This is a genomic window from Shewanella sp. A32 (genome assembly GCF_029167175.1).
Lineage (GTDB): Bacteria > Pseudomonadota > Gammaproteobacteria > Enterobacterales > Shewanellaceae > Shewanella > Shewanella yunxiaonensis.
Genome location: NZ_JARFTS010000007.1, coordinates 60,465 through 79,657 on the forward strand (window position 1 = coordinate 60,465; position 19,193 = coordinate 79,657).

General features: G+C 51.0%; 19 protein-coding genes and 1 tRNA gene. 14 read left to right on the forward strand and 6 right to left on the reverse strand.

Features of this window, described 5'->3' with window-relative positions:
• The first annotated feature begins 3 nt into the window (after positions 1-3).
• From PY479_RS07520 to pcp, 3 genes are read left to right on the forward strand one after another with little or no spacing between them, the layout of a single operon-like run.
• Positions 4-1,341, forward strand: a complete 1,338-nt coding sequence (locus PY479_RS07520) for a metallopeptidase TldD-related protein (RefSeq protein WP_212594470.1) — start codon at positions 4-6, stop codon at positions 1,339-1,341.
• Positions 1,342-1,351: 10 nt separating this feature from the next.
• The gene (gene tldD, locus PY479_RS07525; RefSeq protein ID WP_275483386.1) at positions 1,352-2,800 is read left to right on the forward strand and encodes a metalloprotease TldD; all 1,449 of its coding nucleotides are present in this window, start codon (positions 1,352-1,354) and stop codon (positions 2,798-2,800) included.
• Positions 2,801-2,822: 22 nt separating this feature from the next.
• Positions 2,823-3,464, forward strand: a complete 642-nt coding sequence (pcp, locus tag PY479_RS07530) for a pyroglutamyl-peptidase I (RefSeq protein WP_275483387.1) — start codon at positions 2,823-2,825, stop codon at positions 3,462-3,464.
• 226 nt (positions 3,465-3,690) lie between these two features.
• Here the strand turns inward: pcp and groL are convergent, their stop codons facing one another.
• A complete protein-coding gene (gene groL / locus PY479_RS07535; protein WP_275483388.1) occupies positions 3,691-5,331 on the reverse strand; it encodes a chaperonin GroEL in 1,641 nt (546 codons plus the stop codon).
• 55 nt (positions 5,332-5,386) lie between these two features.
• Positions 5,387-5,677 (reverse strand): co-chaperone GroES, encoded by a 291-nt coding sequence (locus PY479_RS07540; protein ID WP_133039343.1) that lies wholly within the window; start codon positions 5,675-5,677, stop codon positions 5,387-5,389.
• Between the two features lie 264 nt (positions 5,678-5,941).
• On the opposite strand from PY479_RS07540, the gene PY479_RS07545 reads away from it, so the two are divergent.
• The gene (locus PY479_RS07545) at positions 5,942-7,324 is read left to right on the forward strand and encodes an MATE family efflux transporter (protein WP_275483389.1); all 1,383 of its coding nucleotides are present in this window, start codon (positions 5,942-5,944) and stop codon (positions 7,322-7,324) included.
• A 69-nt stretch (positions 7,325-7,393) separates the two neighbouring features.
• On the opposite strand, the gene PY479_RS07550 is transcribed toward PY479_RS07545, so the two are convergent.
• A complete protein-coding gene (locus tag PY479_RS07550) occupies positions 7,394-7,918 on the reverse strand; it encodes an FxsA family protein (protein ID WP_275483390.1) in 525 nt (174 codons plus the stop codon).
• A gap of 190 nt (positions 7,919-8,108) precedes the next feature.
• Between PY479_RS07550 and cutA the strand changes: the two genes are divergently transcribed.
• The 6 genes from cutA (at position 8,109) to PY479_RS07580 (ending at position 14,755) form a co-directional block, all read left to right on the forward strand.
• Entirely contained in the window at positions 8,109-8,441 is a 333-nt protein-coding gene (cutA, locus tag PY479_RS07555; RefSeq protein WP_228730357.1) for a divalent-cation tolerance protein CutA, read from the forward strand.
• The gene (locus tag PY479_RS07560; protein WP_275483391.1) at positions 8,438-10,255 is read left to right on the forward strand and encodes a protein-disulfide reductase DsbD; all 1,818 of its coding nucleotides are present in this window, start codon (positions 8,438-8,440) and stop codon (positions 10,253-10,255) included. The genes cutA and PY479_RS07560 overlap by 4 nt, the downstream gene beginning before the upstream one ends.
• Positions 10,256-10,370: 115 nt before the next feature.
• Positions 10,371-11,993 carry a cation:proton antiporter family protein gene (locus tag PY479_RS07565; RefSeq protein WP_212594477.1) on the forward strand — a complete coding sequence of 541 codons (1,623 nt, stop codon included), beginning with the start codon at positions 10,371-10,373 and terminating at the stop codon, positions 11,991-11,993.
• Positions 11,994-12,124: 131 nt separating this feature from the next.
• Positions 12,125-13,279: a galactokinase gene (gene galK / locus PY479_RS07570; RefSeq protein ID WP_275483392.1), complete on the forward strand. Its 1,155-nt coding sequence runs from the start codon at positions 12,125-12,127 to the stop codon at positions 13,277-13,279.
• 49 nt (positions 13,280-13,328) lie between these two features.
• Complete coding sequence (locus PY479_RS07575; protein ID WP_212594479.1) at positions 13,329-14,357, forward strand: aldose epimerase family protein; 1,029 nt, start codon at positions 13,329-13,331, stop codon at positions 14,355-14,357.
• A 2-nt stretch (positions 14,358-14,359) separates the two neighbouring features.
• Positions 14,360-14,755 carry a DUF2391 family protein gene (locus PY479_RS07580; RefSeq protein WP_275483393.1) on the forward strand — a complete coding sequence of 132 codons (396 nt, stop codon included), beginning with the start codon at positions 14,360-14,362 and terminating at the stop codon, positions 14,753-14,755.
• Positions 14,756-14,766: 11 nt separating this feature from the next.
• On the opposite strand, the gene PY479_RS07585 is transcribed toward PY479_RS07580, so the two are convergent.
• From PY479_RS07585 to fdhD, 3 genes are all read right to left on the reverse strand, one after another.
• The gene (locus PY479_RS07585; RefSeq protein WP_212594481.1) at positions 14,767-15,201 is read right to left on the reverse strand and encodes a hypothetical protein; all 435 of its coding nucleotides are present in this window, start codon (positions 15,199-15,201) and stop codon (positions 14,767-14,769) included.
• A 332-nt stretch (positions 15,202-15,533) separates the two neighbouring features.
• Positions 15,534-16,511, reverse strand: a complete 978-nt coding sequence (locus PY479_RS07590) for an NAD(P)H-quinone oxidoreductase (protein ID WP_275483394.1) — start codon at positions 16,509-16,511, stop codon at positions 15,534-15,536.
• A 205-nt stretch (positions 16,512-16,716) separates the two neighbouring features.
• Positions 16,717-17,553 carry a formate dehydrogenase accessory sulfurtransferase FdhD gene (fdhD, locus tag PY479_RS07595; protein ID WP_212594483.1) on the reverse strand — a complete coding sequence of 279 codons (837 nt, stop codon included), beginning with the start codon at positions 17,551-17,553 and terminating at the stop codon, positions 16,717-16,719.
• A gap of 138 nt (positions 17,554-17,691) precedes the next feature.
• Between fdhD and PY479_RS07600 the strand changes: the two genes are divergently transcribed.
• The 4 genes from PY479_RS07600 to PY479_RS07615 all read left to right on the forward strand — a co-directional run bounded on the left by PY479_RS07600 (position 17,692) and on the right by PY479_RS07615 (position 18,943).
• Positions 17,692-17,786, forward strand: a tRNA-Sec gene (locus tag PY479_RS07600).
• A 162-nt stretch (positions 17,787-17,948) separates the two neighbouring features.
• On the forward strand, positions 17,949-18,143 hold the full coding sequence (locus tag PY479_RS07605) for a hypothetical protein (RefSeq protein WP_275483395.1): 195 nt from the start codon (positions 17,949-17,951) through the stop codon (positions 18,141-18,143).
• A gap of 390 nt (positions 18,144-18,533) precedes the next feature.
• Positions 18,534-18,767, forward strand: a complete 234-nt coding sequence (locus PY479_RS07610) for a hypothetical protein (RefSeq protein WP_275483396.1) — start codon at positions 18,534-18,536, stop codon at positions 18,765-18,767.
• A gap of 2 nt (positions 18,768-18,769) precedes the next feature.
• Entirely contained in the window at positions 18,770-18,943 is a 174-nt protein-coding gene (locus PY479_RS07615; RefSeq protein ID WP_275483397.1) for a hypothetical protein, read from the forward strand.
• Positions 18,944-19,193 lie beyond the last annotated feature (250 nt).

The following is a 19,193-nucleotide window of genomic DNA, read 5'->3' on the forward strand; positions in this document are numbered from 1 at the left end:
AACATGGCAGATTTACATTCCACTGGGCAGATGGCGTCAGCGGTCGACCATTTGCTGCAGCTAAACCAGCAATATCCGCAGCGCGACATTCAAGTCAACGCATTTGAGGCATCCGGACTCAATCTGGACCTACGCCAGGGCAAACTGGAATCGCGGGTGAATGAGCAGAAATTTGGTATCAATATCAAGGTGTACGAACAAGGGAAAAGTGGCAGTGCTAACGTCGCCAGCTATCATCCGCAGTCGCTGACCGAAGCATATCAGGCAGCATGCGCCATTGCGAAAGCCACCGATACGGATGCTGCTGCGGGAATTGCTGCACCAGAACAACTCTGCCGCCAACCCAAGGCGCTCGAACTTTATCACCCGTGGCCATTAGCGGAAACACAAACGATTGAACTGGCCAGACGCATTGAAACCGCGTTAGAGCAGTATTCCTCTCAAGTAAGCAGCCATGGCGTGCATGTGAGCCTCAGTGAAATTCGTACCCTGTTAGCGAACAATCATGGTTTTTACCAAAGTAGCGAGCAATCACTGTATGGCATGGGAGCCACGGCGCTGGCACGTAATGAGCAATACAACGAAATCGACTGGTGGCACACCATGTCTCGCCAGCCCGAGCATTTTGACGAGGTTGAGTCTATCGGCGTCAAAGCAGCACAGCGCGCTGAGCGTTACTTACACCAAAGCAAGCTCAGTAGTGGTAAATATCCGGTGTTATTCGATCCGATGAATGCCATGTCGTTGATCTCCCATATAGTGCAGGCCATCAGTGGCCCCGCGCTATATATGAACGCGAGCTTTTTACAGCACAAACTGGGGCAAGCAATTATGCCGGCCCACCTGAATCTGCACGAAGACCCATTTGTAGCCAATGGCTTAGCGAGTTTTGCATTTGATGGTGATGGCATAGCACCGAGCCAACGTGCATTGGTATCGGAAGGCTGTTTGGCTGGATTTTTACTGTCGTTGTATGCAGCTCGGCGTCTGGCATTGTCTGCCACCGGCAACGGTTTAGGGGCGGGGAATCTGACACTGAGCAGTTCGCAAACCACTGCAAATGATTCCTTTGCCGCGATGTTGAAAAAGCTTGATACCGGGCTACTGGTGACAGGCTTAGTCGGTGATGGCATTAACCTTATTAGTGGCGACTATTCCCGTAGCGCACGTGGTTACTGGGTGCAACATGGAATAATTCAACACGCCGTTACTGGCGTCACCCTGTCAGGAAATCTGCAGCAAATGCTCTCAGATATACAGGCAGTAGGTAACGATCTTTATACTCAGGGTCCCTTTACCACAGGTTCAGTATTGATTGGGGAGATGCAGGTTTCTGCATAAGGTGAGCATAATGAACAATTCAACCAACAACGCGATTACGCTCGCCAGTGAGCAACTGCTGGCGCCTAACGGGCTGGATATTCACAGTTTGCAGCAGGTGTTGCATGTTATCCATCAATACCAGGTCGACTTTTCCGATCTGTACTTCAAACAGCATCGGCAACAACGTTGGCTTTTGGAAAATGGCCAAGTGCGTTCAGGAAGTTTCGATGTTGATCAAGGTGTTGGTGTAAGAGCAGTTTGTGGCGATGAAACCGCCCTGGCCTACTCACAAACACTGGATAAAAACGCTCTGATGCTCGCAGCACAGTCGGTGCGTACGGTGGGGCATCATGGCAATGGCGTCATTGAAATCGTACCCAAAACCATGCCATTCGCCAGCTACTATCCCACGCAGGACAGTATCAGTCGTTACGCTGACATCGAAAAAATCGCCCTGTTACAGCGCATCGAGCAGATAGCACGCCAACTGGAATCGCGTGTTGAGCGCGTGATTGCCAGTCTGACACTATCGCATTCCACAGTATTGGTGATGCGACATGATGGCCGCTTGGGGGCCGATATTCGACCAATGGTAGAACTTCACGCCACGGTATTTGTAAAACATGGCGAACAACTCGAAAGAGCCAGTTGCAATCTTGGCGGGCGCACCGATTTAACACTGTTTACGGAAGACTATTTACAGGCAAAATTGCAACAGGTAGTCGACTGTGCATTAACCAAAATTGCGGCAGTGCCGGCTCCAGCGGGGCGCATGCCCGTAGTATTAGGCCCAGGTTGGCCTGGTATGTTATTGCATGAAGCGATGGGCCACGGCTTTGAAGCCGATGATATCCGTCTGGGCAGCTCGATTTATCGGGATAAGTTGGGTCAGCGGATTGCGCCGAAAGGGATCAATATTGTTGATGATGCCACGCTTGTGAACCGTCGCGGCTCCCTGCAGATGGACGACGAAGGCGAACAAGGTCAGTGCACCGCCCTAATCGAGGATGGCATTTTGTGTGGCTATATGAATGACGCCCTCAACGCCCGGTTGACCGGCATGACACCCACAGGCAATGGTCGGCGCGAATCCTATTCCGTACTGCCAATGCCGCGAATGACCAATACCTTTATGCTGCCGGGACAATATGAAGCAGCGGAAATTATTGCCTCGGTAAAACAAGGGATCTATCTCGCCGAACTCGGCGGTGGACGTGTTGATACGGTAAGTGGTCAATACTCTTTTGAAAGTGAACAGGCGTATTTGATTGAGGATGGCAAAATTACCCGTCCGGTCAAAGGGGCTACATTGGTGGGCAGCGGCCCGGAAACCCTGCGACAGATTTCCATGGTCGGTAATGATCTGGCCTTGGATAACGGTGGTGCTATCTGCGGTAAACGCGGCCAAAGTGTCGCGGTTGGCGTTGGGCAGCCCACGCTCAAAGTCGACAATTTATTGGTAGGAGGGACTGCATGATGCACCGAGGGTGCAACCGGTAATGAAAAAGGTATTACTGACGGGATTCGAACCTTTTGGTGGCCAAGTGCTCAATGCCTCATGGTGTGCCGCCCAAAGGTTGCATCATACCGTTATCGATAACGCAACGGTAATCGCGGCGCAGCTGAGTTGCAGCTTTCACAAGACTCACGGTGAACTTAAGCAACTCATCTCCCGCCATCAACCCGATGTTGTGCTGTGTCTTGGACAAGCCAGTAACAGCTCAGTAATTCAGGTGGAGAAAGTGGCATTGAACTACATCGATGCCCGTATCGCTGATAACGATGGTGTGCAACCTATTGAGCAACCAATTATTAACGATGGGCCCAATGCTTACTTTGCCAGCGTGCCAGTAAAGCGTTTAGTCACGGCAGTGCAAGCCCATCAGATCCCCGTGAGTTTGTCGTACTCAGCAGGCACATTTGTCTGTAATCAGTTGTTTTATTTACTGATGCATGAACTGACACTGCATCCGCAGATGATTGGCGGCTTTATTCATGTGCCCGCTTGTGAACAGCAAAGACAGTTGCATCAACACCCGTTTATGAGCACGGCACAAGTAGTGACCGCATTGAAGATTATGATCCAACGGTTACAGCAGCCACAAGATGAGGTAACCCAGTCACTGGGCACCCTGTATTGATGTGTTCATCTGCCAATCGAAGCCCCCCCTATCAATCACGTATAAGTGTTCAGCGTTATTCGGCCCGTTAGCCCGTTTACTGGCGGTTTGAATCAACAAAGTAAGCCATTAAATTCTCTAAAAACAAAACCCCCGAACTTTAGTTCGAGGGTTTTGTTTTAATGCTTGGACGAGAACTAAGGCAACTATGGTCTTAGTTCATCCACAGTGAGCGATGTAAACTAAATTACATCATCCCCCCCATGCCACCCATACCGCCCATGCCACCCATATCAGGAGCGGCTTCTTCCTTTGGCAGCTCACCGACCATAGCTTCGGTGGTGATCATCAGGCCAGCAACGGAAGCAGCGAACTGCAGTGCAGAACGGGTCACTTTGGTTGGGTCCAGAATACCCATTTCCAGCATATCGCCGTAAGTGTCGTTACCAGCGTTGTAACCGAAGTTACCGCTGCCGTCTTTCACTTTGTTGGCAACTACTGAGGCTTCTTCACCAGCGTTGGCAGCGATCTGACGCAGTGGAGCTTCCATTGCGCGCAGCGCGATAACCACACCGTGTTTCTGATCTTCGTTAGCTACTTCAACATCGTGGATTTTAGAAGCTGCGCGTACCAGAGCAACACCACCACCAGCAACCACACCTTCTTCAACTGCGGCGCGAGTAGCGTGCAGCGCGTCTTCCACGCGTGCTTTCTTCTCTTTCATTTCTACTTCAGTAGCAGCACCAACTTTGATCACTGCGACACCGCCGGCCAGTTTAGCCATGCGTTCTTGCAGTTTTTCTTTGTCGTAATCAGAAGTAGATTCTTCGATTTGCTGTTTGATCTGTACCACGCGTGCTTTGATCTGAGCTTCTTCACCGTTACCATCGATGATGGTGGTGTTGTCTTTGGTCAGCACAACGCGCTTAGCAGTACCCAGGTCTTCCAGAGTGGCTTTTTCCAGTTCCAGACCGATTTCTTCAGCGATAACAGTACCGCCAGTCAGGATAGCGATATCCTGTAGCATGGCTTTACGACGGTCACCGAAACCAGGAGCCTTCACAGCAGCCACTTTCACGATACCGCGCATGTTGTTTACAACCAGTGTCGCCAGAGCTTCGCCTTCAACATCTTCAGCCACAATCAGCAGTGGTTTACCTGACTTAGCCAAGCCTTCCAGCACTGGCAGCAGTTCACGGATGTTGGAGATTTTCTTGTCAACCAGCAGGATGTATGGGCTGTCCAGCTCTACGCTGCCAGTTTCTGGTTTGTTGATGAAGTATGGAGACAGGTAACCACGGTCAAACTGCATCCCTTCTACCACATCCAGTTCGTTTTCCAGTGCCTGACCTTCTTCAACGGTGATAACACCTTCTTTACCAACTTTTTCCATCGCAGTGGCGATGATCTGACCGATAGATTCGTCAGAGTTAGCAGAGATAGTACCTACCTGAGCGATAGACTTAGAGTCTGAGCATGACTGAGACAGGGCTTTCAGTTCTTCAACAGCGGCAACAACCGCTTTGTCGATACCACGTTTCAGGTCCATTGGGTTCATACCCGCAGCCACAGCTTTCAGACCTTCGTTAACAATAGCCTGAGCCAGTACAGTGGCAGTAGTGGTACCGTCACCCGCAGCATCGTTGGCTTTGGAAGCAACTTCCTTCACCATCTGAGCGCCCATGTTTTCGAACTTGTCTTCCAGTTCGATCTCTTTAGCCACTGACACACCGTCTTTGGTGATCAGCGGTGCGCCGAAGCTCTTATCCAGAACGACGTTACGACCTTTCGGGCCCAGTGTTACTTTGACTGCGTTAGCCAGAACGTTTACACCCGCCAGCATTTTTACGCGGGCATCATTGCCAAATTTAACTTCTTTAGCTGCCATGTTGATTATCCTTTGATTCTTTAGTGAGTTGGAATGACGTAATGGTAAGCGTGGCTTATTCCACAATGGCCATCAGATCAGATTCAGACAGGATCAGTACTTCTTCACCGTCGATCTTCTCTTTCTTAACGCCGTAGCCTTCGTTGAAGATCACGACATCACCAACTTTCACATCCAGTGGCCGCACTTCGCCATTTTCCAGGATCCGGCCATTGCCTACTGCCAGCACTTCGCCGCGGGTAGACTTTTCGGCCGCGCTGCCGGTCAGCACAATGCCGCCAGCGGAAGTAGATTCCACTTCCAGACGTTTAACGATTACGCGGTCATGTAATGGACGAATATTCATTTATGGATTCTCCTAATGACGTTTGCCCAATTTATTTAGGCGAGTTTACAGGTTGATTATATACAGCAGCGTTATCTGCCGCCGCTCGATGTACCTCTATATGGGGCTGATTTTCAGAGTTCCAAGTGCGATCGAATAAAATTTTTTAAAATTTTTCCGCGTTGATTCCGCCTTTACACAATCGGGTTTTGCCGCTTACGCGCTTCCTGCTAAAATCGCCGGCCAATGGCATTTTCAAATTCTTCACTCATGGGGTAGTAGACGATGAGGGACAGACACGGGCTGCTAAGCCAGCCAATCGGTCGTGTGCTGCTCAACATGAGCCTGCCCAATATGCTGGGTATCCTGACGGTACTCGGTTTCAATCTGGTAGATACTTTCTTTATCAGCCGTCTCGGTACAGAAGCATTGGCCGCAATCAGTTTTACCTTTCCGGTGACCTTGATTATTGTCAGTGTTGCAATTGGCATTGGTGCTGGCGTCTCCACCAATCTCGGGCGGCTGATTGGTGGCGGTCATGCCCCCCAAGCTAAAGTGTTTCTGCACGATGCTTTGTTGCTGACTTTTTTGTTGATCAGTACGCTGGCAACCGTCGGCAGTCTATGTAATGACTGGTTATTTACCCTGATGGGCGCGACCGATGGCATTCTGCCGCTAGTTCATCAATATATGCAGATCTGGTATCTCGGCGTGCCAGTGCTGGTATTGCAGATGGTGGGCAATCAAGGACTGAAAGCCACGGGGGACACCCGTTTACCGGCGCAGATCCTTGGACTGGCAGCACTGATTAATCTGTTACTCGACCCACTGCTGATTTTCGGTATTGGCCCATTTCCACGACTGGAACTGCAAGGGGCCGCGATTGCCACCGTAGTGTCATGGATAGTGGCACTGTGCTTCTCCAGTTACCTGCTGGTACTGAAACGTCAATTGCTGGTGGCAGCCCCCATCAGTATTAGTCGTTGGTGGGCCAACTGGAAACAACTGGCTCACATCGCCCAGCCCGCGGCGGTGATGAATCTGATGAACCCGCTGGCCAACGCCATGATTATGGCAATGCTGGCGCGCATTGATCATGCAGCGGTAGCCGCCTTTGGGGCGGGGACACGTTTAGAGTCGGTGTTGCTCATCGTAACCATGGCGCTGTCATCCAGTGTTGTGCCCTTTGTCGCCCAGAATCTTGGCGCCAGTCAGAAACTTAGGGCGCGGGCAGCGGTGCTGTTGTCATTGCGCTTTATTCTGGTATTTCAGACCTTGTTATATCTACCGTTGGCACTGTGGGCAGAACCGCTGGCGAGGCTGTTTACTGATGACGCGCGAGTGCTTGAATGGCTGACGTTTTATATTCGGGTGCTGCCGCTCGCTTATGGACCGCTGGGCGTTGTAATTATTGTGGCGACCGCCCTCAATGCGTATCACCGCCCGCTGGCCTCCCTGACTCTCAATCTGTGCCGCTTATTCCTGTTAATGCTGCCGCTGGCCGCTATTGGTGCCTGGTTTTATGGTGTGAAGGGGCTGTTACTAGCACTGCCGCTCAGCAATTTGTTGATGGGGATGGTGAGCTATCTTATTGCGCTGAGGATTAAGGAGCCAGCCAACATGCCGCCCCCTTGTCATTTTGAAAACGGCGACTGGACCGGCAAATAACTGTCATATTGACCGCACAAAAAAGCCCGGACACGATGTCGGGCAGAGGTTTGTCTTGAGTAGCGAGTGCTAGTTATCGCGTTTGTCGTCATCATCGTGATGCAGCTGATGACTGTCCGGTCGCTTATCGGATGGATCAGGTTTGTGCTCATACTCGCCGTCAATGACATCGTCTTTTTTCGGAGGCTGCTGCCGATTAAACGGCGCGCGCCCTTTGTAGGGTGACATGACCACTCGCATCTTCATGTGCTTATACATGAACTTGGCAATGACTTTACGGCAGATGGGGGTAAGAAAGATCACGCCGACAAAATCAGTAACGAACCCGGGAACCACCAGCAAAATGCCTGCCAGTCCCAGCAACATGCCTTCCACAATCTCTTCGCCCGGCGCTTCACCCTGTGCCAACTTGCGCTGTACCGCCATCAGCGTATTCAACCCCTGGCTCTTAACCAGCGAAATTCCCACCACCGCGGTGAGAATGACCAGCGCTACCGTGTTTAAAGTGCCTAACACGTCGCCAACCTGCATCAGCACCGACAGCTCTACCATAGGTAGAAATATCACTGCCACCAGCAAAATTAAAAAAGGCATGAAGATCTCTGTTTACTCATCTTTCGAACAAACTTAATGGGGCCATTACGGTCTGAATTCAAGACCGGCATAGCTGCCAAAGCTCACTGTTTTAGCAACTGCTTAATGCAAGTCTAGGACAAACCACGTAAAGTAAGCGCTCGGATTGTCCTGTCGACCCAGTCATCAGTTAATTAACAGAGTGACACAGATGAATAGTAAAATGCCAGAATTCCTGTTGGTGTTCTGCAGTTGTCCAGATCATGACACCGCACTGACACTTGCCAGAACGCTGGTAAAGGAAGGTCTGGTGGCGTGCGCGCAACTTTCATCGCCCATCACCTCGGTTTACCACTGGCAGGAACAACTGTGTGAAGACAGCGAAATCAGCCTCCAGCTTAAATGTCTGGCGGCGGTTTATCCGAAACTGCAGCAACGTGTGCTGCAACTACATCCTTATGAAGTGCCGGAGTTAATTGCTGTAGAGATCCAGCAGGGACTGCCGACGTATCTGGACTGGATAAAAGACAACACAAGATTATGAAACGACTCATCACCCTGCTGTTTGCCTCATTGTTATGGCTGCCATTGGCCCATGCCAGCGGTTTAAGCGATAAATTCCCTTTTCTTAAGAGCGAACCGGAGCTGATGCCGGTTGAGAAAGCCTTTGCCTTTGATGCCGAACAAAACGGCCAAGTGGTAAAGGTTAGTTTTGTGATTGCCGACGGCTACTATATGTACCGCGACAAATTGCAATTTGCCGTTGAAGGTGGTGAGCTGGGCGATGTCGCCAAACCAAGTGGTGAGAGCCACCATGACGATTATTTCGGTGATCAAGCGGTGTATCGCAGCTATGTGGAAATCCCTGTTGCCATTAAAAAGGCCGGGGATGCCGCGACACTGAAAGTCACCTACATGGGCTGCGCTGAAGGCAAATTGTGCTTTCCGCCAACCACCAGTACCTTGGTGCTGAAAGCTGTGGCTGAAAATGATGGCAAACTGGCGGCGAGCGCTAGTGCGCCCAATGAAAGCGCAGCGTCTGTGGCAACTCAGATTCAAACTGCCCGTCAGCCATTGACGGAGCAAGATTCACTGCTGAACAAGCTGATCCATAGCGATAGCAAGTTACTAACTCTATTCACCTTTTTTGTGCTGGGTATCGGTCTGGCGTTGACACCTTGTGTGTTTCCTATGTACCCCATTCTGTCCGGCATTATTGTCGGTCAAGGGCAAAAGGTGTCGACGGCACGCGCCTTCACCTTGTCGATGACATATGTGCAGGGGATGGCCATCACCTATTCCATTCTCGGTTTGGTAGTCGCAACCGCCGGCATGCAATACCAGGCAGCACTGCAGAGCCCACCGGTACTGATTGGCATCTCGATTCTATTTGTCATTCTGAGCTTATCAATGTTTGGGCTGTATGAGCTGCAATTACCCTCCGCCTGGCAACAGAAGATGAACTCGCTGTCCAACAAGCAGCAAGGTGGCAAACTCACTGGCGTCTTTATCATGGGCGCATTGTCCGGACTGGTGGCGTCACCTTGTACCACTGCACCGTTATCCGCCGTGCTGGTGTATGTGGCCCAAAGTGGCGATCTGCTGCAAGGCTTTATCACCCTCTACATTCTCAGCATGGGCATGGGTCTGCCGCTGCTGCTGATCGGGACTTCCGGCGGTAAATTGCTGCCGCGTGCTGGCGCCTGGATGGAGATCATCAAACACATTTTCGGCTTCCTGTTGATCATGGTAGCGATCATCATGTTGGGACGCATCTGGCCGGGATTGGTATCCGATCTGCTGTGGGCAGTATGGGGCATCTGCCTGGCGGGATATCTGATCCATGAAAATAAAACCACCGCATTCACCTGGAAACAAACAGTTCGTGGAGTGTTATTGCAGTTATTCCTGATTGGCAGCTTTGCCTATGGCACACAAGCGCTGCTGGCCTCCATGGGCTATGGTTTGGGACCCGCCAGCGTGAAAAGTGAGGCCGTCTCATTCAAACACATCAGTACCCTGGCAGAATTTAAAACCGAAATCGCCAATGCCCAGGCAGCAGGCAAACCGGTGATGCTGGACTTATATGCCGACTGGTGTGTGGCCTGTAAGGAATTTGCCAATATCACCTTCAAAGATCCTGACGTGCAGCAACGAATGTCACAGATGGTACTGCTGACTGCTGATGTCACCGCCATGAATAAAAATGACGAAGAGCTGCTGAATGCCTATAACGTTCTCGGTCTGCCTACCCTGTTATTTGTGGGCGCTGATGGCAACTTGCGCGATGACTTAAGGGTGACCGGCTTTATGGCACCCAGTGAGTTTGCGCCGCATTTAGATCATCTGCTGAACTGAGCAATGGTTTTTCCATAAGCGGAGTCTGCCACCGGCAACTCCGCTTTTTATTTATGCTATTGAATGTCTTATAGTAGATAACAAAATATTCGCTCGTGGATGATCATTCACTGCCATGGAACCCGCTATTCTTGTTATCACCCTTGCCTGTGGCTTGCTGGTCAGTCGTATTAACCTGCCACCGTTGATCGGCTATCTCGCTGCCGGGTTTGTGCTGTATGTGATGGGGTTTGACAGTCACAACCTGCCATTACTTAACTCATTAGCCAGCCTTGGGGTCACCCTGCTGCTATTTGCCATTGGTCTCAAACTCGATATTCGGAGCCTGTTTAAAGCCGAAGTCTGGGCGGGCTCCAGCTTACATCTGATACTGTCAGTGCTGCTGTTTGTGCCGTTGCTAAAATTGCTGGGGCTGATAGGGCTCAGCCAAATCACCCGTCTTGATGCCGCACAATTAACCCTATTGGCATTTGCCCTGAGCTTTTCCAGTACCGTATTTGCCGTCAAGGTGCTGGAAGATAAAGGCGATATGCAGACGCTGTACGGCCGGGTCGCTATCGGTATCCTGATCATGCAGGATATTTTCGCAGTGTTATTTCTCACCATTTCTAAAGGTAATTTTCCGTCTCCCTGGGCGCTGACCCTGTTACTGTTGCCGCTGGCAAAACCGCTGTTTTACCGGGCCTTTGACCGGGTCGGCCATGGCGAACTGCTGGTATTGTTCGGGCTAGTAATGGCACTGGTGGTGGGCGCCTGGCTGTTTGAAGCGGTCGGACTGAAGCCGGATCTGGGGGCGCTGGTTATCGGTATCCTGTTGGCGGGTCATGCCAAAGCCTCCGAGCTGGCGAAATCGCTGTTCTATTTTAAAGAACTGTTTCTGGTAGCCTTCTTCCTCACGATTGGTCTCAATGGCTTACCTAGCAGCAGTGATATTCTGTTAGCGTTGCTGCTGGTGTTACTGATCCCATTAAAAATTCTGTTGTTTGTATGGCTGTTAACCCGCTTCAAACTACGTTCGCGGACAGCGATGCTGGCAGCGTTTAATCTGGGTAATTTCAGTGAATTTGGGTTGATTGTCGCCGCTGTTGCCACCGCCAAAGGCTGGCTGCCATCGCATTGGCTGGTGATCATCGCCGTAGCTCTCAGTATCAGCTTTTTATTGGCCGCGCCGCTGAACGCGTTAGTGGGCAAACTGTATCAGCGTTTTCAGAAAAAGCTGGTGAAACTGGAGCGACGCCCACTGCACCCGGAAGACCGCCCGATTCCTATTGGCAATCCGCGCTTTTTGATCCTCGGTATGGGTCGCATTGGCAGTGGTGCTTATGATGAACTGAAAAACCGTTTTGGCGGTGAGATCCTCGGCATCGAACACAAACAGGAACTGGTGGATTTTCATCGCCAGCATGGTCGTAATGTGGTTAAGGGCGATGCCGCTGATACCGATTTCTGGGAGAAACTCGACCGGGCACCGAATCTGGAACTGGTGCTACTCGCGATGCCCTATCACGCCGGTAATCTGTTTGCGGTACAACAACTGAAAAAACTCGACTATCAGGGCAAGATCAGCGCCATCATCCAATACGGTGAAGACGCCCAATCACTGAAAGATCTCGGGGTCCACAGTGTCTATAACTTGTATGAAGCTGCGGGTGCCGGTTTTGTCGATCATGTGGTCACGGAGTTATTGCCACCAGAGCCAACGAACACTACGGAAACAGAAAAAACGTCTGCGGCCTGACCAGCGCAAATCCTTGGCAGATGGCACATTTCTCACTAACGTTTGGCCCGATAGTCGTGATATAACTGCAGGATAAATAAGTCTGTGCCAGACTTTGATAATTAAGTTGTTTTTGTGGAATAACCCGGAAAATGTCAAACCCTGCACCCAGTGCGACCAAACTCTTCGTCAAAACATTTGGTACGAAACCTGATGCGCTTTTCAGTGCGCCAGGACGCGTCAATATCATTGGTGAACACACCGATTACAACGACGGTTTTGTATTGCCCGCCGCCATCAACTTTCACACGGTCATTGCAGTAAAAGTTCGCAATGATGACCAGTTTCGCGCCGTTGCTGACGCGTTTCCCGATATCCGCCAATGGCGCTATGGCGCTGAAGGCCCCAAAGGAGAAGGTGACAGCTGGATCAACTATCTGAAAGGCTTTAGTGCCGCAGTGGCGCTCAGTGGTCTGCCCGCCAAAGGATTGGATCTGGCAGTTGTGGGCAATGTGCCGGAAGGGGCAGGACTGGCATCCTCGGCATCACTGGAAATTGCCTTTGGCACCGCCATTAACGACACCAGCCAGCTGCATCTGTCACCACTGGCGGTCGCCCAGCTGGCGCAGCGCGGTGAAAATCATTATGTGGGTCATGCCTGTGGCATCATGGATCACATCACCTGCGCAATGGCGGAGGAAGATAACGCATTACTGATCGATTGTATGGATCTGGAGTGCCAGCCGGTACCGATCCCGGAAACGTTAAGCCTGTTGATCATCAATTCTGGACTGCCATCAATACGTCATAGCGACGAGTTTAATGAGCGGCGGGAACAGTGTGAACAAGTTGCCGCGCATTTTGGATTAGATACTTTGCGACATCTGACCTTGGCACAACTCGAACAGCAGCAGCCGGAAATCGAGCCGGTGGCATACCGTCGCGCGCGGCATGTTGTCACCGAAAACAGCCGTACACAAAAAGCCGTACGGGCACTGACTAAAGGTGATATCAGCCGCATCTCTCAGTTAATGGCAGAATCGCACGATTCTATGCGGGATGATTTTGAAATTGTGCCCCCAGCAATTGATCAACTCGTGCAGATTATCAAGCAGCAGATCGGTGCGCATGGCGGTGTGCGCATGACCGGCAAAGGCTTCGGCGGCTGTGTTATTGCACTGGTGGAACATGATTACACCGATAAGGTGATTGCGGCGGTAGAGCAGGAATACCAACCCAGTACCGGGCTCGAAGCCAGTATCTATCTGTGCAGCCCGACCGCTGGCGCCGCCAGAGTAGCGAAATGATAAACTAATCAGCAAGGCAGAACGGATGAATCAAGGACAATGGAGCACAATGGTAAGGTTCAGTGTGTTGGAACCCTGGCAGGACCCACGTGGCGGAGAGATTGAACGCATACGTCTGGATAATGGGCTCCTCGCCCTTGAAGTGCTCAGTCTTGGTGGGATCATCCGTTCGTTATGGGTTCCGGATCGTGAGGGTAACCGCGGCAACGTGGTGCTTGGCACCGATTCGGCTGCCGACTATCTGACGCAAACTGCCCATCTCGGAGCGGTCGCGGGACGTTACAGCAATCGCATCGCCAACAGTCGCATCAGTTGGCAGGATCGCAGTTTTCAGCTCGATGATAATTTTCATGGTCACTGTTTGCATGGTGGGCAGCAAGGATTTAACCGTAAGCTGTGGAATATTGGCACCTTGCCGGATGGGTTGCGGCTGACGCTGGTGAGCCCCGATGGCGATATGGGCTTTCCCGGCAACTGTCAGGTGCAATTGGATTACCGGCTGGTGGGTAACAATCTGTATGTAGAATTCGTTGCTGCCAGCGACGCACCAACGCCGATAAGCCTGACCCAACACAGCTATTTTAATCTGGACGGTAGTGGTGATATCCGGCACCAGCAGATACAGTTGCTGGCAGATAAGGTGTTGGTTCCTGATGCCTTAGGTATCCCCCATGGCACCATGGCGGTGGCTAATTCCGTGTTTGATTTGCAACAAAGCGCTACTTTAGGTGAGCGTTTACAGCATCCGGAGCTAGCGGCAACTCACGGCTATGATCACTGTTATCTCATTGATAATCCTAATGCAGACCTTCGACAAGTCGCTACCGTCAAAAGTCCCCAAAGTGGCCGCCAACTGACCTTGCACACCAATCAGCCAGGGGTACAGTTCTATACCGCTAACTTCCTGGAAGGAACACCCGGTCGTCGCGGCAGCACCTTACAAAATTATCAGGGCTGGTGTCTGGAACCCCAGATGTTACCCGATGCGCCGAATCAGCCACAGTTGCCTTGTCAGCCTTGGCTTTTGCCGGGCGAAACCTACCACCATATCAGCCGCTATGAATTTGGCAGCTGTTAGCGATGAACTTTCATTTCAATAGTGAAGACCTCGGGCAGATCAGCATTGGGGCCTTTGCGTTGTCTGTGCCCATTGCTTTTTCACAAGAAGCCTGGGATTTAGCTGCAGCACTGCCACTGGGGAATATGATCTTAGTGGTGTTACTCAGCTTAGGATTTATTGCGTTATTTGCTTATCAGAGCGTGTTCCAAGCACGGATCCGCACCCGTATCGCCGTCTTTTTATTGCGGATTGTGTTGGCCTACACCTTGACGCTTATCATCGTCAGCATCGTATTGCTGGCATTAGATAAATGGCCATTAATGAGCGAGCCCTATCTGGCGCTGAAGCGGACATTGCTGATTGCCATGCCCGCCTCAATGGGCGCCATCATAGTCGATAGTTTTGATAAGGAATAACTGACTGACGATTACTCTTCGTAATCGTCTTCATCATCCCAGCTATCATCGCTGTCATCTTCGAAATCATCGCCGACAACATCACTACCACTCTCTTCATCGTCATCAAGCTGCGGTTCCGGCTTAGCTTTGCGAGCAGGCGCGGTATCCTTGATGTTCGCCAGATTGATACGCGCAGAATGTTTCTGCATGAATTCGTTTCTGGCTGATTTCCATGCACCACCAAATTCACTTTCAGCGGCTTTCAGCTGTTCGTCACTCAGTTCGTGAAGGTTAGGCTTCACCATATCTTCCACATACTCCACAATGGCTTTACGCTGAGTGTTGTACAGGTAGATACGGCCCGCAGAGGCCTCGGGTAACTGATTGTCATGGATGACGATGGCGTTTCCTCGCGCGGTTCTGAGCTCGCCATACCAAACTTGTTTTTTAGCAGTGTTATACATATATGCCAATACCCTTAAATCAACACATATACCAAATTAATAAATCAAAAATGCGCACGTTAACCGAGGTTTTCCGTCCACAGGAATGCGCCCACAACCACCGGGGTCAGCCAGTGCGTATTTTTGCAGAATCTTTTACAGAATCAATGGCGAAAATGGTGATTTAACAACCAAAAATGACAGTATTCACACCGTATTTTTCGGCCATCTGGCGTCAAAAGGGAATTTAGCCTAAAAAGCCGCTAACGCAAATGAATTTGTGCGAGAAATAACTATTAATTGCTATCGGCGGCGAATTTTACGCTATTGGTGAACAAAAATTGAATTTTAGCTTAGAGCGCTAACATCACTTTGCCAACATGCGAGCCCGCTTCCATCAAACTGTGCGCTTCTGCCACTTGCTCCAATGGATAGACTTTATGGATCGTGGGTTTTAACATGCCGCGTTCCAATAATGGCCAGACCTGGTGCCGCAATTGTGCGGCAATTTGCGCTTTCGCCGCCACGGTTTGTGGTCGCAACGCTGAACCGGTCCAGACAATCCGTTTAAACATCAATAGTGCGACATCAACCTCTGCCATACGGCCACTACGGGTGGCAATAGACAACATGCGGCCATCCATCGCCAACACTTTCAGATTGGCATTGATGGTCTTGCCCGCTGAAATGTCCAGCACCACGTCAACCCCGCGGCCCTCAGTAAATGCCAAGGTGGGCTCAACAAACGCATCGTCGTGATAATCGAAAGCAGCATCCGCCCCCATCGCCAGACAGTAATTGCGTTTCTCTTCCGTACCGCTGGTTGCAATTACCCGACACCCAGATGCCTTAGCCAGCATAATGGCGGCAGTGCCAATACCACCGGAACCACCATGCAGCAACACGGTTTCACTGCGCTTTAAGGCTCCGCGCATAAACAGATTGCCCCACACAGTAAAAAAGGTTTCCGGTAGTGCTGCAGCCTCGGTCATACTCCAACCCTGAGGTACTGGCAGACAATGCCCGGCCCAGGTAAGTACGTACTCACTGTAGCCACCTCCCGGCACCAAGGCACACACCCGATCGCCTACCTGCCAGCGGGTTTCGCCCTCAGCAATGGCGGCAATCTCGCCAGCCACCTCCAGCCCGAGCACCGGCGAGGCATCTGGTGGTGTTGGATAATTTCCCTGGCGTTGAAACAGATCAGGACCGTTAACGCCAGCAGCAACTACTTTGATCAGTACCTGACCAGTCATCGGTTCAGGCACAGGCACATCTGCCACATATAACACACTAGGCTCACCAGGGGTGTCGAACGCTACCTGTCGCATCTTACTTCCTTTTTTATGCTGTCACTGTTAACGCTACTGTAGCAGTGAAGCAGGAAAAACGTCAGGTCCCGGCAGAAAAAAGCATTGGCAAGATAGTCACCTGCAAAGAATTGTCAGGTTGCCATCGGCAAGTATTGCCGCTAACGGCCGAAGGGAAATTATGCGGACAGCAGGACTGTCCGCAGCGTGTGGGGTCTAACGCAAGTTATATTGCAGCAGCTTCTTGCAACCGGGCACCATGTTGCAAACGATGCGGATGACTATAGATATTGGCACGGCTGTTACGGCAAAAGCCGACAAGGGTGATATTACTTTTTTCCGCTAACTCTGCGGCGAGTGCAGTGACAGCCGACATCGCGAATAAAATGCCGATATCGGCACTCGCCGCCTTTTGCACCATCTCAAAACTGGCACGGCTTGTTAACAAAACTGCCGCAGGCTTTTCTGCATTCCGTCGGGAAAACGCCCCAATCAGTTTATCCAGCGCAATATGTCTACCAATATCTTCATAAACATATATCACTTCACCTTGATTATTTAATCCGAGCGCGGCGTGAGTTGCCCCAGTTAATTCAAAATTGGTTTGTTTAGCTTTTGCCTGTTCTAAAATACCTGGCAAATAATCCATATTAAAAACTGCATCTGAATCAACAATTTTAATTGGCTTCACCGCGTCGTCCAATTGAGCCACCCCACACAATCCACAACCAGTACGCCCAGCCATACTGCGCCGATGTTCCTTTAAATCCATGAAGCAACGCTGGGTAATTTCGATGTGAATAATGATGCCATTTTCCACATGTTCGATATCCACACCTTTGATTTCATTAACATTTGAAACAATTCGTTCAGATAATGTAAAGCCGATAGCAAACTCTTCCAGATCACGCGGACTGGCTAACATTACCGTGTGTGAAATACCGTTATAGACCAAAGCAACTCGCACTTCATTCGCGAGTTTATCGGTTAATTCGGAACACTTATTGCGCTCAATAAGGGTGATATTTTTTTCAACTACAACATTTTGATTATTATCGTACATAAGCACCCCATGAACTACCATTTATTAAAAACAAGTGTGCAAAAAATAAATTCTTATCTTGATCACAAAGGACAGATGAAAATAAAAGTTTCATTGAATTATCGTCCTTCATTAATTACTATCCGGTTGTCCTCTTGAGGAAGAACGTCGTCTCCGGTGAGGCGTCCGGACTTCAAATCCGGGTGGGGCTGCCAGCAGTCCTGGGTAGGTTCGACTCCTATGTTCTTCCGCCACTCCCCGTGGTCCCGAAACAACTCACCATCGCGAATATCCCGACTGTTAGAACGGTACTTGCGGCGGGTAAAGCCACTGCGGTCAAAAAATTCCAGTAACTGAATCGCCACCTTACGACCGAGTCCCACCATGTCCTTAAATTCCGCGGTTTCGAGTGCATCATGGTAACGAAAATGCTCGCGGATGGTATCGGCGATCTCACACAATCGAAAATTGAGCATGTAACGATCTTTAAGGATGGCGCAGATGTAGCCCTGCTGGACCAGTTGAATACACAGTGGACGGATATTATCAGCGTCTGCCGCCAGCGCTTCGGCCATGTCCGTCACCCATACTGGCCCGGATTGCTGGATTAACCAAGGCAACAACTGTTGCCAGAAGGTCAGTGCCGCCGCCGAGAGTTGCTGTTTGTGCTGCGGCAAGTGCAGCATAGTGCCACGATTCAGCAACCGCCCCTGTTGCATCAGTTGCTCCATCACTGCCTTGGCCACTGCTTCAGGCAATGAGCAATGGCACATACGTAGCAGCCGGCTCAGCCCCACCCCTAATTGATCAGGGGCTTGCTGATGATATTCCGCCAACACTTCGATAAAACGCTCGGCTTCCCGGTCCAGTAATGCCGGCGCCACCAACCAATGTGCAATTATTTGCAGTCCTGCTTGCGCTAACAGTTGCTGCAATCCCGGCTCACTCAACTGCCAGCGCCAGATGACTTCGCTCACCGGTAATGCGGCAGTGGTTGCCAGTTGCTGCAATGCGATAACAGCATCGTCGGCTTGTGCCAACGCCCACAGCGACTCCAATCGTTGCGGCGTGCGTTTACGGCGATTCGGCACGCTGAGTGCCAGTACCCGACCCGCGCCCAACGTCTGCTTGCCATTGGCATGGCGCAAGATAATCCTGTCGTCTTGGCACAGCTGCAATGGTTGCGCCAGGACCAGTTCTGCCAATTGCTGGCCTTGGGGACCCGGCTCACCTAATAATGACAAATGTGCCAATGTGTGATCAGCACCATGATGACAGTGCACACTTTGCCAGTGTCCCACCGGTTGACTGGCAGCGACCACCACTACTGGACGGTCACTGGGCTCCGGCAGCGCGATGCTACTCAGCCAGTCGCCGCGTTGCGGCGGACGATTATTATCAGTACCGGTGAGATTCAATGCCACGCGGTTACCCGCCGCCGCTGACGGTGTCTCCTGCCCTTGTGCATGAATGGCGCGGACCCTTAAGCCACCTTTTTGCGCAGAGCTATATAAGGTATCGCCAATCTTCACTTCGCCACTGATCAGGGTACCAGTGACCACACATCCCGCACCTTTCACCGTAAACGAGCGATCCAACGCCATGCGGAATAACTGTTGCGGTGAAGGCTCATCAGCCGAGAGCGTGTAAATATGTTGCCG